Annotated in this window: 10 protein-coding genes, 1 tRNA gene and 1 pseudogene; 3 read left to right on the top strand and 9 right to left on the bottom strand. The window is 71.0% G+C overall.

The features are described from left to right. Positions 1-35 precede the first annotated feature (35 nt). The 6 genes from K8638_RS27110 to K8638_RS27135 form a co-directional block, all read right to left on the bottom strand. Positions 36-1,361, bottom strand: coding sequence for a lipopolysaccharide biosynthesis protein (locus K8638_RS27110; protein WP_223757534.1), 1,326 nt, complete (start codon positions 1,359-1,361; stop codon positions 36-38). Further along, positions 1,358-2,575, bottom strand: coding sequence for a glycosyltransferase family 4 protein (locus K8638_RS27115; protein ID WP_223757535.1), 1,218 nt, complete (start codon positions 2,573-2,575; stop codon positions 1,358-1,360). Before K8638_RS27115 ends, K8638_RS27110 begins: the two co-directional genes overlap by 4 nt. Position 2,576: 1 nt before the next feature. Next, complete coding sequence (locus K8638_RS27120; protein ID WP_223757536.1) at positions 2,577-3,836, bottom strand: O-antigen ligase family protein; 1,260 nt, start codon at positions 3,834-3,836, stop codon at positions 2,577-2,579. Positions 3,837-3,855: 19 nt separating this feature from the next. After that, positions 3,856-6,066 (bottom strand): polysaccharide biosynthesis tyrosine autokinase, encoded by a 2,211-nt coding sequence (locus K8638_RS27125; protein WP_223757537.1) that lies wholly within the window; start codon positions 6,064-6,066, stop codon positions 3,856-3,858. Next, on the bottom strand, positions 6,063-7,184 hold the full coding sequence (locus K8638_RS27130) for a polysaccharide export protein (RefSeq protein WP_223757538.1): 1,122 nt from the start codon (positions 7,182-7,184) through the stop codon (positions 6,063-6,065). The genes K8638_RS27125 and K8638_RS27130 overlap by 4 nt, the downstream gene beginning before the upstream one ends. A 182-nt stretch (positions 7,185-7,366) precedes the next feature. After that, the gene (locus tag K8638_RS27135; RefSeq protein WP_223757539.1) at positions 7,367-8,032 is read right to left on the bottom strand and encodes an acetyltransferase; all 666 of its coding nucleotides are present in this window, start codon (positions 8,030-8,032) and stop codon (positions 7,367-7,369) included. A gap of 504 nt (positions 8,033-8,536) precedes the next feature. Here K8638_RS27135 and K8638_RS44955 point away from each other — a divergent pair. Continuing rightward, entirely contained in the window at positions 8,537-11,257 is a 2,721-nt protein-coding gene (locus K8638_RS44955) for an AMP-binding protein (protein WP_305071196.1), read from the top strand. Positions 11,258-11,284: 27 nt separating this feature from the next. On the opposite strand, the gene K8638_RS27150 is transcribed toward K8638_RS44955, so the two are convergent. Both K8638_RS27150 and K8638_RS27155 read right to left on the bottom strand, forming a co-directional pair. Next, entirely contained in the window at positions 11,285-11,581 is a 297-nt protein-coding gene (locus K8638_RS27150; RefSeq protein WP_223757540.1) for a hypothetical protein, read from the bottom strand. Between the two features lie 79 nt (positions 11,582-11,660). Continuing rightward, entirely contained in the window at positions 11,661-13,118 is a 1,458-nt protein-coding gene (locus K8638_RS27155; protein ID WP_223757541.1) for a galactose oxidase-like domain-containing protein, read from the bottom strand. Positions 13,119-13,619: 501 nt separating this feature from the next. Here K8638_RS27155 and K8638_RS45310 point away from each other — a divergent pair. Then, positions 13,620-14,426: pseudogene (locus tag K8638_RS45310) on the top strand (ELWxxDGT repeat protein); the annotation flags it as partial. 361 nt (positions 14,427-14,787) lie between these two features. Here the strand turns inward: K8638_RS45310 and K8638_RS27165 are convergent. Continuing rightward, positions 14,788-14,873, bottom strand: a tRNA-Leu gene (locus tag K8638_RS27165). A gap of 328 nt (positions 14,874-15,201) precedes the next feature. On the opposite strand from K8638_RS27165, the gene ffh reads away from it, so the two are divergent. Then, positions 15,202-16,848: a signal recognition particle protein gene (ffh, locus tag K8638_RS27170; protein ID WP_223757542.1), complete on the top strand. Its 1,647-nt coding sequence runs from the start codon at positions 15,202-15,204 to the stop codon at positions 16,846-16,848. The last annotated feature ends 92 nt before the right edge of the window (positions 16,849-16,940 follow it).

Below are 16,940 nucleotides of genomic sequence, written 5' to 3' on the forward strand. Positions count from 1 at the left end.
GCGACCCGGGCACCGGGGCTCCCCCGCCGGGGGGCTCAGGCGACCGTATCCGCGCCAGGTGTCACCTGCGTCCCCGGACCGCCGGGCGCCGGGCTCGCCTCCTTGCGCCCCAGGCGCCGCCACGCACGCAGGGCGAGCCAGCCGCTGCAGCTCAGCTCGGCGAGCCAGCCCAGTGCCAGCGCCCACGCCGCCCCCACGGGGCCCGCGGAGGGCACCCACCAGAGGCTCCCCAGCGCCACCACCGCGACGGACAGGACGAGCATCGCGACCTGCGCCTTCAGCTCCCGCGCCGCCGTGAGCGCGAACTGGAGGCTCACGCCGACGTACTCCAGCGAGGCGGCCACCATGAGCCAGACGAACAGGCCGAGGTTGCGCGCGTACGGAGCCCCATAGAAGAGCGTCAGCACCTGGCGTCCAAGCAGCACCGCGCAGGTGATGGCGCAGAGGCCCACCAGCGCCGCTCCACCCGCGAAGCCCAGGAGCGCGCGGCCATAGCGGCGCTGGTCTCCCGCCGCGTGATAGCGCCCCAGCCGGGGGCTCAGCACCTGCCCGAGCGCATGGACCACCCGGCCGCCCAGCGCCGAGAAGTACGCGAGCGCGGCGTACACGCCCAGCTCCGCCTGGCCGGCATGCGCCTCCAGCAGGTAGCGGGGGACGTTGGGGCGCAACGAGCCCAGCAGCGCGGTGATGCCAAGCGCGTAGGCGAGCCCCAAGAGGCTCCACATGCGGGTGCCCTGCTCACGCCAGGGCGCCCGCCACAGCTGGAGCCAGGGATTCGCGCCTCCGAACTCACGGCGGTAGGTGGGCACGTCGAGCACGAAGAGCACCAGCGCCCAGGAGAGCCCCAGCGCGGCCGCCGCCACCACCGAGCTGCCCGTGGTCCAGAGCGCGAGCGCCACGAGCACCACGGAGAGCACGCTCTTGGCGATGATGGAACGGGCGATGAAGACCATCCGCTCCGCCCGCTGAAGCGCGCCGTAGAACACGTCGCTGAGGCACTCGAAGCCCTTGGCCACCGCCAGCAGCGCGATGACGACGCCTGCGCTCGCGGAGTATCCCCCCACCAGGGCGATGCCGCCGCACAGCAGCACGCCTCCGAGCACGTTGAGCCCCATCAGCCCGAGGTAGTGCTCGAAGCCATACGCGCCCCGCGCATCGGTGGCCTGGAGCGAGCGCAACTGCATCCGCGCCATGAGCATCACCGGAGCGGTGATGGCGAGCCCGAGCGCGAACTCGCCGACCCGCTCCACCGTGCCGAGCCGCGCGAGCAGGACCAGCACGCCCCACTGGGCGAGCGCGTAGACGAGCCCCGCCGAGAGCGTCCACGCGAAGTTCCTCCCCGCCGACCGGCGCCGCGTCATGCCCTGCCCACCGTGCGCTGGAGCACCTCGGCGAGCCGGAGCGCCGCGGCGTCCGCGGAGAAGCGCTCCCTGCCGAGCCGTCCCGCCCGGCTGCCGGCCTCCGCGAGCCACCGGGAGTCACGCACCCGGCTCGCCAGCAGGGCCCCCGCGGCGGAAATGTCCTTGGGAGGCAGGTACAGGCCGAACCGCTCCTGCTCGAGCAACTCCGCCTGCCAGCCCCCGTAGTTGAGCGCGAGCGGCCGGCTGGCGGCGAGCGCGTCGAAGACCTTGTTGGCGGAGTTGTCCTCCATGCCCGGCACGTCGGTGAAGAGGGACGTGGCGATGGTGGCCGCGGAGAGCACGGCGGGCACCTCCGCCTTCACCACCGGGGGCAGGAAGAAGAGGTTGCGGTCCTTCACCCCGAGCCGCTCCGCCAGCGCGTGCAGGGCGGGCTCCTCGTTTCCCCGCCCCACGATGACGAAGCGCACCTCCGCGTCTCTCGCCAGCATGTCCGCCGCGAGCCGGACGAGGTAGTCCACGCCATTCACCCGGCCCAGGGTGCCCGCGTACAGCACCATGGGCCGGTCCTGGAGCCACGGGTACTTCCGCCGGAACGCCTCGCCCTCCGACGCGGGGACCAGGAAGCGCTCCGGGTCGCAGAGGTTGGGGATGACGGTGATTTTGTCCGGGGCCACGCCCGCCGCCTCCACCCCGGCCTTCATCCCCGGCGAGAGCGCGACGATGTGCGCCGCGCCCGCGTACGCGGCCCGCTCCAGCGCCTGGGCGGCGAGGATGGCCGGGCGGCTCTTGAGGGCACCCACGGCGATGGGGATGGCGGGCCAGAGGTCCCTCACCTCGAAGACCATGGGCCGGTTCCTCCAGCGCGAGGCGACGATGCCGGGCACCGCGATGGTCAGCGGTGTGCTCGTGGCGAAGACGACGTCGCCTCCGAGCTGCGCGGCCCGATGCGAGGCGTTGACGGCGAAGCTGCCGAAGGCACGCATCCGGTCCGGGTAGCTCATCTTCTGGGAGTAGGGCACCGGCAGCCAGTGCACGTGGATGCCGCTCTCGTCCGTTTCGCGCCAGCCCCGCGCGGCTCCATCGGGATGGCGGTCCGAGGTCACCATGTGCACCTCGTGGCCCATGCGGACCAGGCGGCGGGCGAGCTCGTAGGACCGCGTCCCGCCCTGCATCGCGGGCGTGGTGAAGTACTGGTGGAGGTAGATGATCTTCATTTCAGGTCGCTCCTTCGGAAGTGGCACGGGCCTCTGGATGGAAACGCGCCGGCGCCGTCTCCGCGGCCGTGGTGCAGAACGCGGACAGCACCATCAACAGGAAGAGGGAGCGGGCGTCGTAGAGGTCGCCGCTGGCCTGGCTTCCCACCAGCACCAGCACCACCGCGCCGACCGTCGCCGCGTCCAGGCCGCGGCGATGCCGGAGTGCCGCGCGGAGCCAGGCGAGCAGGACCGCGCCGAGGAACATGAGCCCCAGCAGGCCGCTCTCGCAGAACACCTCGAGGAAGAGGTTGTGGGGATAGAGGCCCAGCCCGAGCGCGGGGAAGGCCGCGAGCCCGGCCCCCATCACCGGGGCGGTGCTCCCGAGCGAGATGGCCCGGGCGTACAGAATCTCACGCCCCGACAGGTACACCCCGCTCTCCGCCGAGCCGCTCCCGTTGTACTTCAGGGTCAGCTTGAGGAACCGCTCCTCCATGGAGTGGCTCAGGGCCTTCCCCAGGGGCGTGAACGAGACGACGGCCACGCTGGCGACCGTGGCGAGCAGCGACAGGAGGACGAGCCGGCGCAGCGGGATGCGTCCCACGGCGAGGAAGACGAGGAAGGCCGCGATGATGGAGAGGGCTCCACCGCGCGAGCCGGTGAGGACCGCGAGGAGGATGCCGGTGGCCGCCATCGGAACCCAGAGCCACGTGCGTCCCCCCCGCCGCCAGAAATACAGGGCGCCGAGCGCGAACATCCCCATGAGCCGGGCGAAGACGTTCGGCCCGCCCCCCATCACCGCCAGCCGCGCGCCGCCGCCTCCTCCCAGGAACTGGCGCACGCCGACCAGCGCCAGCAGCCCCGTGGCGGCGACGACGATGGACCAGAACGCGCTCAGCACGCGGTCCGCCGGCAGGCGGAGCGCGGCGAGCCCGACGCCCAGGGTCATCACGGCGGCCAGGATGACCTCGTAGAGCTTCCAGACGGCGCGCTGCGCGTCGGGTGCCCAGATGGCGGCGGTGCCCAGGTACCCGAAGAACATCAGCAGCGCCGCCATGAGCCGGACGTCGGGCCGCGCCTCTCCCTGCCTCGCCGTGCGGTGGGCGGCATGGGCCGCCCCCACGGTGGCGAGCAGGAGCCCTCCCATGACGACCCACAGACGCAGCTCCAGGAGCGGGTCCTGGTAGGCATACCGGGAGCCCAGCCGGTAGAACCCCCAGCGGCCCGCGAGCACGTAAAGCGCGACGATGAAGCCCAGCGCTGCGCATCGGAACCCGCTCACGGCATCCTCCCGCCCCTGCTCAGCCCGCCGCCGGGTACTCGTACTGGTAGATGCCGCTCACGGCGCGTCCCCTCGGCGAGCGCGGCACGCCGTTGAAGATGACGCCCCGGGCCTGGACGCCGTTCAGCTCCAGCCGCTTGACGGCCGCGACCACCTCCCGCATCGGGTGGGCGCCCGCGCGCACCACCATCAGGCTGACTCCCGCGTGCCTGCCCACGAGCGCCGCGTCGGTCACCGCCAGGATGGGCGGCGTGTCGATGAGGACCAGGTCGTACTCGGCCGACATCCACGCCACGAGCGCCGCGAACCTGTCGCTCAGCAGCAGCTCGGCGGGATTGGGGGGCAGCTCGCCCGTGGACAGGAAGGACAGGCGCCGCTCGTGGACCGGCTGAATCACCTCGTCCACCCCGGCCGTGCCGCTGATGAGCTCGGAGAGGCCCTGGGAGCGCGCGACACCGAAGCAGCGGTGGAGCCAGCCCCCGCGCAGGTTGGCGTCCACGAGCAGGATGCGCTTGCCGGAATCCGCCAGCACCCAGGCGAGGTTGACGGCGATGAAGGACTTGCCGACACCCGGGCTCGGCCCGGTGATGGCGACCACGTTGTTGGGCGCGTCCTTCATCGCGAACTGGAGGCTGGTCCGCAGTCCGCGGAGGCTCTCGACGACCACGTCGCGAGGGTGCGTCCTGGCCACGACGGTGTGCATGCCGCGGGCCCGGAGCGAGGGACTCTTCATGAGGGGAATGGAGGCATAGACGGGGAGCCCGAGCCGCGCCTCGAGCGCGGCGGGGTCCGACACTCCCCGCTGGAGCGCCTGCCGGGTGAAGGCGAGCGCGACACCCAGCGTCAGCCCCATCACGATGCTGACCGTGAGGACCCCCGCCTGGGAGGGGCGCACGGGCTCACGCGTCACCACGGCCTCATCGAGGATGCGCGCGGTGCCGACGGTGCTCGACTTCAGCACCCGGTACTCCTGGGCCTTGTTGTTGAGCTGGCGGTACAGCGCGTTGGCGACCTCCACGTCCCGCTGGAGCCTGGCCGCCTCGACGTCCACGGCCGGCAGGGCCTTGAGACGGGCGTTGAGGGCGTCGCGCTCGGCCCTCAGCCGCGCCAGCTTCCGGTTCGCGGTCCGCATCATCGGATGCCTGCCGGTGAAGCGCTGCTGAAGCTCGGTGCGCTGGAGCTCGAGCTGCGAGAGGGACGCATCGATTTCGATGCCGCGGTCCAGGAGGGCCTTGGTCTCCAGGTCGAGGTCGACCGTCCCCTTCCCCGCGCGGTGGGCGCTGAGGGCCGCCTCCGCGCGCTCCAGCTCCTGGCGCAGGCCGGGAAGCTGGCTGTCGAGGAACGCCAGGGCCCGCTCGGCCTCCTCGTTCCTGCGCTGGACGTTCTGGTGGACATAGTGCTTCACGATGGCCTGGAGCGTGGCGGAGATGCCCTCCGGGTCCGGCCCCTCGAGCACCGCGATGAGCACGCCGGTGCTGACGCCCTTCTCGCTCAGGCGCAGTGAGCGCTGGAGCGACTCCACCACCTGGAGACGGGAGCGCCGCCTCACCTGGAACCGTGTTCCCGGGCGGGCCTGGAGCTCGGAGACCTGGAGCTCCACCCGCTGGGGCGAGCCCGGCGGCGTCGTGGCGGGTGTGCCCACGCGCCCGCTGAGCAGCGGGGTGGAGTCCGGGCCGAGCAGCGTGTACGCGCCCGCCTCCCCCGCCACCAGCGTGAGCGGAACGTCCTCCAGTTCCCCGGGCACGACGAGCTTGTCCACGCGGATGCGCTCTCCGCCCCAGGCGTACTCACCCAGGTAGGCCCACGGGGGCTCGGCGAGGCCCGGCCCCTGGTGGGCGAGGGCGAGCATCGCGCCCATGAATGGGAAGCGCAGCGGCTTGGCGGACACATCCAGCCGCAGCTCGTCGACCACCCGGCCCAGCAGCTCCCGCGAGCTGAGGACCTCCATCTCCGTGGAGACCTGCCCGGAGAGGTCCCCGAACAGCTCCTCGAGCCCGTCCACTCCGCCGCCCTCCTGCTCTATCTGGAGGACGGCGTTGGCGCGGTAGATGGGCGTGGCGACGGCCATGTAGGTGGCCCCCACCAGCAGCGAGATGACGAGGGTCGCGGCAATCGGCCAGCGGTGCTCGAGCAGGATGCCCAGGTGGGCTCCGAGGTCGAGCTCGTCGTCCGGTGTCGCACCCTTGCTGGAGCGGGCGGTGGCCCTGTCTCGGTTGGAGTGGCTCCTCATTGAGACCGGAAGATGATGGTGTCGTCGCCGATCCGCACCGCCTCCCAGAGCAGCCGGACTGTTGGCTCGATTTGACTGATGATGCGGTTCCAGCGCGTCAAGTCGTGCGCCGAGACGAACACCACGTCACGTGGTTGAAGTTGGAACTGCGTGGCGAGCAGGAGAGCGTCCGGCGAGCCGGCATCGAGCTTGTAGATGGAAGGCCGGTCGAAGCTGCCGCGGATGACGTAGACCTTGGAGGGGTTCGACGTCACGGGGTCGAAGCCCTCGCTGTCGCCAATCGCCTCCGCGAGCGACATGCGGCCCTTCACCATGACGCGCGAGGAGGGCCTGCGAACCTCGCCGAGGACGAAGACCTTGTTCCGGCTCCGGTCGGGGACATGGAGGACGTCCCCATCCTGGAGGAGCCAGTTCTGGCGGGTGTCGCCCTCCTCGTAGAGTGCCTGCAGGTCGAGGGTGTAGGTCTTGCCATCCCGGGTGAGCACGAGGGCGCGCAGGTCCGCCTCCTGGGTGAAGCCCTTCGCCTGGCTGATGGCGTCCTGCACCCGCAGGGGCACGTCGGTGATGGGGACGGTGGTGGGAGAAGCAACCTCCCCGGTGACCTGGACCCGCTGCCCCCGGAAGCCCGCCACGCGCACGTCGAGCTGCGGCTGCTCGATGACGGCGGTCAGCCGCCGCGTCAGCAGCTCGCGAATCTCCGGCAACGTCTTGCCGGCGACGTGGATGATTCCGGCATGGGGGAAGAACATCGTCCCGTCGGCCGCCACCGGGTGGCCGCTGGCCTCGGGGGAGCGGAACTCGCCCGCTGGAATCGTGAGCTCGGGGTGGTCATACACGATGACGTTCAGCACGTCGTAGGGAGCCACCCGGTACTCGTAGTCCTCCGCGGCCTTCGCCAGCGGGTCCTCCACCCGCGCGGGCGGGGCCTTGCGGCGCGCCTCGAGCTGCCTGCCCAGCAGCTCGGCGGTGATGGGGACAATCTCATACGCGTCATCGGCGCCTGCGTCCGCCCTCCCCGCGTACCGTTCCCGGAACGCGTCCTCGTCCATGTGCATGCCGGGTCCCCACGCGCATGCGCTCATGCACAGCATCCCGACCCATAGCAGGACGCGCCTCATTGAAGTTCTCCGAGATGTCGTGAGCCTCCCCCGAGGCTCCCCCGGTCACGCATCATCCGGGCGGGGCGCGCATGAGCAATCGCGGGAGTGTCCCGATGTCTGGCAGGCAATACGACGCCCCGTCCAGGCAACAGCCCCCTGCCCTCCGGGGCAGCACGAGCGGCGGGTGGCCTCCCTGGGAGTCATTCGACGTCTTGCGGAGGCTTCGCGGCGCCGCGTTGGAGCGGCCGCGCCGGCACACCCACGACCGTGATTCCCGCGGGGACGTCCTTGAGGACCACCGCTCCGGCGCCAATCAACGAGTCCGCGCCCACCGAGCGGACCTTGGTCACCACCGTGCTGCCAATGCCCAGGAAGGCGCGCTCCCCCACGTGGATGCCGGCGCCGACATTCACTCCCGTGGACAGGAAGACACCCCGCTCCAGGGTGGTGTGGTGGGCAATCTTGACGCCCATGCTGATCATGACGAACTCGCCAATCTGGACGAGGGGCATGATGACCGTCCCCGCCAGGATGTAGACCCCCGAGTCCGGTTGCGGCGTCGAGGCCGTGATGACGGACGCGTGCACGAAGTTGGGGGTCCGCATTCCCGCGGCGCGTACTCGCGCGAGGAGCTGCACCCGCACGGAGTTGTTTCCGATGGGGGCGAAAGCCCCCTCGATGCCGCGCTCGCGGAGGTGGGGGAGCTCCGCGGTCGTCCCCAGCACGGGCAGACCGGCGACCGTCGTGCCCTGCATCGCGGGGTCATCGTCGAGGAAGGCCCGCACGTCCCAGCGGCCGTCCGCCTCGAGGTACTCCTTGTAGACGACTCCATAGGAGCCAGCGCCAATGATGACGACGGCCGTCACGGCGTGCCTCCAACCTGGGCATTACCGGTGGACCTGGGCATCGTCTCTTGGCCCTCCTGAGCGACTCCGTTCCGATTCAGCACGGGGAACATAGTCATCGCGAGGGGGCGCACCGTCCGGAGCGGCGCTCTCGTTATCGACGCAACAGAGTCCCTTCTGGAACTTTCTCTCCCCAGCCAATGGACTGACCTGTCCGGGTGGGGCACTCACGCTTCGGTGGACACCCCTGGTGCCATTCCCCGGGTCAGGGATGCCGTACACCCGCCAACAACCGGTTGGAGGTGCTCGACGCGCGCAAGCTCGGCTGCCCTGGGAGGAGCAGGCACGGCCCCGGCCGATGCCCGTTGGGCCGGGCTGATGCGGGGGCGCTCGAAAGGCAGCGGGGTGCCACGCGCGCGGCGCGCCTCAACTCCATGGAGAGGGGGTGTAGCCATGGCCGCGCAGGGCCCTCCCGGTGCATGGCAGGCCGTTGAGCACGGGGTGCTCGACGTCTTGGGAGGTCTCTTGTCCGAGCTCGGCCAGCCGCGCGCGGTGGAGGACCTGAGCGCGGAGGCCCCCCTGGACACGGAGCTCGGACTCGGCAGCCTGGAGCGGGTGGAGCTGCTGCTGAGGCTGCAGCAGGCGTTCGGCGTCACGCTGCCGGACGAAGCAGTGGCCCGGGCCACGTGCGCACGAGAGCTGGCCCGGCTCATCTCCGAGGCACACCCGGCCGTCGCGGAGGCGCTCCCCGTCCCGCGAGCCACACTGCCTCCCGCGAGGGCGGCCCCCGGCACCGCGAGGCTCCTGACGGACGTGCTGCGCTGGCACGCGGAGGCCCACCCCGAGCGCACCCACCTCTTCCTGCGCCAGGAGGACGGCACGGAGCACCCGCTGACATACGGCACGCTGTGGGCGAGGGCCTCGGGAGTGGCGGCGGCGCTGGTGGACGCGGGCGTGGAGCGCGGCGAGCCGGTGGCCCTCATGCTGCGCACGGAGGCGGACTTCTTCTCGTGCTTCTTCGGCGCGCTGCTGGCGGGAGGCCTTCCGACGCCCCTCTACCCACCCTTCCGGCTGGACAGGCTGGAGGAGTACGTGGGACGGCAGGTGGGGATTCTGCGCAACGCGAGCCCGCGGGTGCTCGTCACCTTCGACGAGGCGCGCAGGGTGGGCGCGATGCTGAAGGCCCGCGCGCCCTCGCTGCGGCGCACGCTGACGTCCGGGGAGCTCCAGTGGACGGACGCGAGCGCGCCGGCGGTGCACGTGGAGGCGGCGGACGGGGCGCTCCTCCAGTACACCTCGGGCAGCACGGGGGCGCCGAAGGGGGTGCTGCTCACGCACGGCAACCTGCTGGCCAACATCCGGGCCATCGGCCGGGCAATGCGGGTGGGCCCCGAGGACGTGGCGGTGAGCTGGCTGCCGCTGTACCACGACATGGGGCTCATCGGCTCGTGGCTGATGCCGTTGACGTATGGAGTGCCAGTCACGTTCCTCTCGCCGCTGGCCTTCCTCACGCGCCCGGTGCGCTGGCTGCACGCGCTGCACGCGCACCGGGGGACGCTCTCGGCGGCACCGAACTTCGCCTTCGACCTGTGTGTGAAGAAGGTGCGTGACGAGGAGCTTTCGGGGCTGGACCTGAGCGCCTGGCGGGTGGCGCTGAACGGCTCGGAGGCGGTGAGCCCGGAGACGCTGGAGCGCTTCACGCGGCGCTTCTCTTCATACGGGCTGAAGGCGGGGGCGCTCTTCCCCGCGTACGGGCTGGCCGAGGTGGCGGTGGCGCTCACCTTCCCTCCACCGGGCCGGCCGCCGCGCGTCGACGCGATTGAACGTGGGCCCTTCGAGCGGGAGGGAGAGGCGCGCCCCACCCCGGCGGAAGTCACGAGGGCGCTGCGCTTCGTCTCATGCGGGAGCCCCCTGCCCGGCTACACGGTGCGAATCGTCGACGAGAGCGGCCACCCGGTGGGTGAGCGGATTCGAGGCCACATCGAGTTCCGCGGGCCGTCGGTGACACCAGGGTACTACCGCAATGCGATGGCGACGCGGCGGGTGCTGCACGACGGGTGGATGGACTCGGGGGACCTGGGCTACCTGGCGGATGGGGAGCTGTACGTGACGGGACGGAGCAAGGAGCTCATCATCAAGGCGGGCCGCAACCTGTACCCGTCTGAAATCGAGGAGCTGGTGGGAGAGGTGGACGGCGTGCGCAAGGGGTGCGTGGTGGCCTTCGGGCAGCCGGACCCGAGGGGGGGGACGGAGCGGCTGGTGGTGGTGGCGGAGACGCGGGAGCGCTCGCGCGAGGCACGTGAGCGGCTGCGAGCCGCCATCGTGCGGCGGGTGGCGGAGGTGCTGGAGCTGCCGCCGGACGAGGTGGAGCTGGCGCCGCCGGGGGCGGTGCGCAAGACGTCGAGCGGCAAGCTCCGCCGGGGCGCCACGCGAGAAGCCTGGGAGGAAGGCGCGCTGTCCCGGGGCCGGCGCGGGGTGTGGACGCAGTACGCGCGCCTCGCGGTGAGCACCTTGAAGGCACGGGCGGGACGGCTGCTGGGCACGTTGGGCGCGGCGGCGTACACGGGGTACTTCACGGCGCTGGTGTCGCTGGCGGCGCCGCTCCTGGAGGTGGCGCTGTGGGCGACGCCGGCGGGGCCGAGAACGGACCGGCGGGTGCGGAGGGGCTCGCGCTGGCTGCTGAGGGCGGCGGGCTGTCCGGTTCGAGTGGAGGGCGAGGAGCACCTGCGGGGCGAGGGGCCGTGGGTGCTGGTGGCGAGGCACGTGAGCTACCTGGACTCGGTCGTTCTGCTCGCGGTGCTGCCGGTGGACTTCCGGGCGGTGGCACAGCGGGAGGCGGGAAGCTGGCCGGTGGTGGGAAGGGCGATGAGACAGTCGGGGCACCTGCTCGTGGACCGCTTCCACGCGGGGCCAGCGGCCGAGGCCGCGAAGCGGGCGTCACGGCTGCTCCAGGAGGGGACCTCGCTGCTCGTCTTCCCCGAAGGCGCACGGGCCCGGGGGCCGGGGATGCTGCCGTTGAAGCTGGGGGCCTTCAAGGCGGCGGTGGAGGCACGAAGGCCCCTGGTACCGGTGCACATCGAGGGGACTCGACGCATCTGGCCGACGGGGATGCACCTGCTGCGGCCCGGGCGCATCACGGTCGTCATCGGCGAGCCGATGGTGCCCGAGGGCGCGGGCTGGCCGGAGATGGTGAGACTGCGTGAGCGGACACGGGAGGCGCTGAGCGCGGGGGCGCACCTGGGTTGAGGTCCCCTCCTCCGCGCGCCATGGCCCTCAATGCGGCCCGGCGGTCACCGGCGCGGGGGCAAGCGTCCGCACCACCACCGAGCGGCATCCCGCACACACCACCCCGGTGCGCTCCCAGTGCACCTGCTCCTCCAGCTCGCGCGGGTCTTCGGGGCCCTCCTCCAGCCGCCGGACGAGCGAGGCGAGGTCGTCTCCCTCTCCGCCTCCAGGTATGTCGAGCACGTCCTGCTCGCCTTCGAGGACGAGCTTGAAGCGGTAGTACACCTCGTGGGCGGCAATGGCGCGCCCGCAGGCCGCACAGGTCTTGGGTCGCGGACCGGTCATGGGCATGACAGTGCCCCAGCCCTGGCCGCACGTGCCAGCAGCAGGCCGTGTATTGCTCTGGGATTCGGAAGCCAACGGACTACTCCTCCTCATCCTGGAGGGCACCGGCCGCGGTGGTCGGCCTCCGCAGCACCCTCACCCTCCGCCCCACCGAGGGGACTCCCGCGTCGTTCACGAGGAAGAGGTGGTAGTAGCCCGGCGGCGCCCGGCTGTTGAAGGACGGCGCGGTGACGGTGAGCGAGTCGGTGCCGGGGGTGAACTTCAAGGTGAGGAGCCGCTGGTTCTCATCGAACGTGTGCGTCACCGAGCCGAGCGCGATGAGCGTCACCTTCGTGATTCGTGCGGCATCCGGCGTCGTGACGGTGAAGGTCGTCCCGGGCATCACCGTGTCCGGAGCCGAGCTGACGGCCGGTCGCGCCCCCTTGAAGAGGTAGGGCGGCGAGAAGACCTCCGCGGAGCGCCTGTTGCGGCCTCCCGCGCTCAGGACACGTCCGTCCGGGAGCAGCAGCGCGGTGGCGTGGTATCCCCGGTACACGGTGTTGCTCGCGAGCCGGGTCCACCGGTTGGCGGCGGGGTCGTACACCTCGGCATGGAAGACCGGGGAGCCCGAGTTGTCGAAGCCGCTGCCCGAGCTGCCCCCCGTGACGAGCACCGTGCCGTCGGGGAGCAGGGTCGCGTTGTGCTGGCGCCGGCGGATGGTCATCGAGGACACGTATCGCCAGCTCGGTGCATCCACGTTGAGGTCGATGACCTCGGTGGTGGCTGTCGGCGGGTCCCCTCCACCGATGACGTACACCCGGGCATCCAGGTAGACGGCGGGCCCGTAGCTCCGGGTGCCGAAGTTGCTGGAAGGCCCCGAGCTCCAGGTGCCGGTGCTCGCCGTGCGCAGCCAGCGGCTTCCCCGCGACGGCCCGGCGTAGAAGAGCCGGCCACTGGGGGCGAGGAACATCTTCGGATAGAGCGGCAGCGCCAGACGGGCCGTGGTCATGTTCCGCCAGGTCCGGCTGCCGGCCAGGAAGCGCTGCGGGAGCGTGTTGACGTCGCCGCTGCCGTTCATGTCGCCGGAGAGCACCATCACGTCCCCGTTGGAGAGCGTGGTGTTGGTGGGGTACCAGCGCCCGGCATTCATGTCCGGCAGGCGGCTCCACGAGGACGTGAACGGGTCGAAGAGGCTCGCGTCGTTGAGTCCGACGTTGCTCCTCACGTGCCCACCGGTGACGAGCAGCTTGCCGTCCGCGAGGTACGAGTGGCCGGCGCAGAAGATGTTGTAACCCGGGTGCGGCAACGCGGTGACGGCGTTGGTGACGGGGTCCCAGCGCCGTGGAGGCAGGTTCCCCTCGTCGAACTCCCCGAAGAACATCACCTTGCCATCAGGTTGCAGATGCGTGTGGGTGGCGGTGATGGGCCAGGACATGACGCTCGACCACTGCCCTACCTGCGCGGGGCCCTGGGCCCGGGCTGGCAAGGCCAGCACCGCGAATCCGACGAGCCAGGCCGCGAGCCCCCTCGGCGGGGCAAAGACGGGTCTCCACGACATGGCGGCCTCCGAGTCAGCTCCTGGCGGGTGGAGGGCGGAACCTACGTGGGAGCGCTCGCGCGCCAATCGACCCCGGGTCTGGGGAAGCGTCATGTTCCAGAGGCGCGACTGCTCCCGGGGGAGACAGACATCGCACCTCCGCGCGGATAGACGAGGGTCCCCGCGCAGGAGGCTCTCATGAGGTGCTGGCGTCAGCTCTCCCTGGTGCTCGCGCTGCTTTCCGGCTGCTCGACATCCCAGGGCGGCAAGCCCCCGCCAGGAGGAGGCCCGCCGCCTCCCGATGACACCCTGCCCTGGGCCCCCTGCGGGCGCACCGCCCTCCCGATGGGGCCTGCTCCAAAAGAAGGGGACAGGGGCGTGCCGGAGATGGTGGGCGGCGAGCGCGCCCTCTTCTTCGTCGCGGAGGCTGGCGCGGCGGGGCCCGGCGTGTGGACGAGCAGCGGCACCCGAGGGCCGGGGGCCTGCCTCGTGCGGGACTTCGCTCCCGGGCCGACCGGGCGGATGCCCTCGGAGCCCACCCGGGTGGGGGACAAGGTCTTCTTCGCCGCCGAGGATTCGGAGCACGGGCGCGAGCTGTGGGTGAGCGACGGCAGCGCGGGTGGCACCCGGCGGGTGAAGGACCTCTGGCCCGGAGCCACGGGTTCGGAGCCCCAGTCGTTGTTCGAGTACAACGGCCTGCTCTACTTCGCCGCGAGCGACCCGGAGCACGGCCGCGAGCTGTGGCGCAGTGATGGGACGCCCGAGGGCACCGTCCTGGTACAGGACCTCGACCCGGGCCCCGAGGGAACGTCCCCCGACCGCATGACGCGAGGGGGTGATGGCGCGCTTTATTTCCTCGCGCACTTCCAGGGGCTCTCCACGGTGCTGATGCGCAGCGAGGGAGGCGGCCCGGGCGCCGTCGAGCTGGCCCGTGTCCCGAGCGAGGGCGGCATCCTGGAGTCGCTGACCGCGGCGGGCCCGCGCCTGTTCTTCGTCATGGGGCACGTGCACGACGCGAAGGTCCACCTGATGGTGACGGACGGAGGCGCCCCGAAGCCGGTGAGCGAGTTCTCGGAGGTCCGCGGACTGGTGGCCATGGGTGGACGGCTGTACTTCAGCGCCACCACGGGGGACGCGGGCACGGATGCGGAGCTGTGGCGCAGCGACGGCACGCCGGAGGGGACGCAGCGGGTGAAGGACCTCCGGGCCGGCGAGGCGGGTTCGTTCCCGAGTGGCCTCACCGTCATGGGGGCCCGCCTCTTCTTCGCCGCGGACGATGGCACGCACGGGCGCGAGCTGTGGGTGAGTGATGGCACGGACGTGGGGACCCGCCTCGTCGTGGACCTCGAGCCGGGGGCGGCCAGCGCGGCTCCCGAGGGGCTGATGGTCACCCAGGGCAACCTGTTCTTCAGCGCCGAGGCCTCGCAGCGTGGCCGTGAGCCGTGGGTGAGCAACGGCACCGCCGAGGGCACGGTGCCGCTCGACGAGCTGGTGCCGGGAGCCGGCTCCTCGAGCCCGAGAAGGTTCGTTCGCGCCGGCTCGGATGTCTTCTTCATCGCCGAGGACGGCACCGGCGCTCGGAAGCTGTGGGCCCTGCCGCTACGGCCCCAGGGGCAGTGCGGAGTTTCTTCGAGCTCGAGCGTGCGCTCGGAGTCCGCCGGACTCGCCCAGGTCGCTGGCCGGGAGGAAGTGCACGAGCCGGGGATCGAACCCGGACGGCCCTTGCGGGCCAGCGGATTTTAAGTCCGCTGCGTCTGCCAGTTCCGCCACTCGTGCCGCTGGGCCCGACACCCTATAGGGCCTGTCCCGCTCCCGGCAAAGGTCCCGAGCACGGGCCTGCCCCTCTCCGCGCCCGGAGGGCTTGCGGCCAGGCCCGGCTCCCGCCCGGGGCCTCCCAGTACCCGGGGTGGCCACGGCTCATTCCAGGGTTGAGTCGCCCTCCCCCGAGGGATGCGCCAACCCCCCAGGAGTGTTGATGTTTTCAGGCCCTCCGGCCCAGGCCTCCCCTCGCGGCGGGGCTGTCGGGGCCCTTCTCTCCACTCTTCGACGGCCTGGATGCGCTCCACCGTCGCATCCCGCTCTCCCCTGTTATAAAGCGCCCCCCATGCTCGAGACCGTCACCAAGGGCTTCCGTTCCGCCAAGAACCGCCTCGCCGGCAAGAGCGAGCTCACCCCGGAGCTGGTCGACGAGTCGCTCCGCGACATCCGTGTGTCCCTCCTCGAGGCCGACGTGGCCTTCGACGTGGTGAAGAAGTTCGTTGCCCGCGTCCGCGAGAAGGCCGTCGGCGAGGTCGTGCAGACGACCCTCACCGACAAGGCTGGCCAGAAGCGCAAGGTCAGCCCCATGGACCACTTCATCAAGATCTGCCACGACGAGCTGGAGTCCCTCATGGGACCGGTGGACACCAGCCTCGCGCTCAAGCCCAAGGGCCAGCTGTCCGGCATCATGATGGTGGGCCTCCAGGGTTCCGGTAAGACGACGACCACCGGCAAGCTCGCCAACCGGCTCCTCAAGGAGGGGCGCAAGCCGCTGCTCGTCGCCGCGGACATCTACCGCCCCGCCGCCGTGGACCAGCTCAAGGTGCTCGGCGAGCGCCTCAAGGTCCCCGTCTACCACGAGCCCGGCCTCCAGCCTCCCGAGCTGGCGAAGCGCGGCTACGCCGCCGCCCGTGAGCAGAAGTGCGACGTGGTGCTCATCGACACCGCCGGCCGCCTCGCCATCGACGAGGCGCTGATGACGGAGCTGGAGTCCATCAAGTCCAACGTCCACCCGGACACCATCCTCCTGGTGTGCGACGCGATGATTGGTCAGGACGCGGTGCGCACCGCCGCCGAGTTCGACCGGCGCCTGGGCCTGGACGGCTTCATCCTCACCAAGCTGGACGGTGACGCCCGCGGCGGCGCGGCGCTGTCCATCAAGGAAGTCACCGGCAAGCCCATCAAGTTCCTCGGCATGGGCGAGTCGATGGACAAGCTGGAGGAGTTCCGCCCGGACGGCCTCGCGGGCCGCATCCTCGGGTTCGGCGACATCGTCGGCCTGATGAAGGACTTCGAGAAGGTCGTCGACGAGAAGAAGGCCGAGGAGGATGCGAAGAAGCTCCTGTCCGGCCAGTTCTCGATGAAGGACTTCGTCGAGCAGATCCGCATGGTCCGGAAGATGGGCCCGCTCAAGGACCTGCTGGAGAAGTTCCCCCTCTTCGGCGACCTCACCGAGCACCTCAACCCGGACGAGAAGGAGCTCACGAAGATCGAGGCGATGTACGACTCGATGACGGCGAAGGAGCGCCTGCGGCCGGACCTCATCAACAACAGCCGCATCCAGCGCATCGCCAAGGGCAGCGGCCGCAAGGTGGAGGACGTCCGCGAGCTCCTGCAGAAGTTCGGGATGATGCAGCAGGTGATGGGCACCATCGGCCAGAATCCGGGCCTGCTGGGCCGCATCCCCGGCTTCAAGCAGCTCGGTCAGCTGTCGCAGATGAAGAACATGGACCTCTCCAGCATGTTCGGCGGCGACGCGAAGATGATGGAGAAGATGATGGGCGGCGGGATGCCCGGCATGGGCATGCCCATGCAGATGCCCCAGGTGGCTCCCGGCTACACCCCGCCCATGGGCCAGGCCGCCATGGCCAAGGCCCGACTCATGGGCTACGCGCCTCCTTCCGCCGGCGCGAAGGCCGAGGACCGCGACGCCATCAAGGAGCGCCGCAAGCGGGAGAAGGAAAACAAGAAGAAGAACCGCAAGAAGAAGTAGGCGCGGGCTTCACGCTGTTGACGCGCACGTCTGCTGATGGGCGAGCAAGCCGGCTGGTTGATGGGCATCCGTCAGGAGCAGGCGGGCCGTCA

The sequence above is a fragment of the Myxococcus sp. RHSTA-1-4 genome (assembly GCF_020037125.1).
Taxonomy (GTDB): Bacteria; Myxococcota; Myxococcia; order Myxococcales; family Myxococcaceae; genus Myxococcus.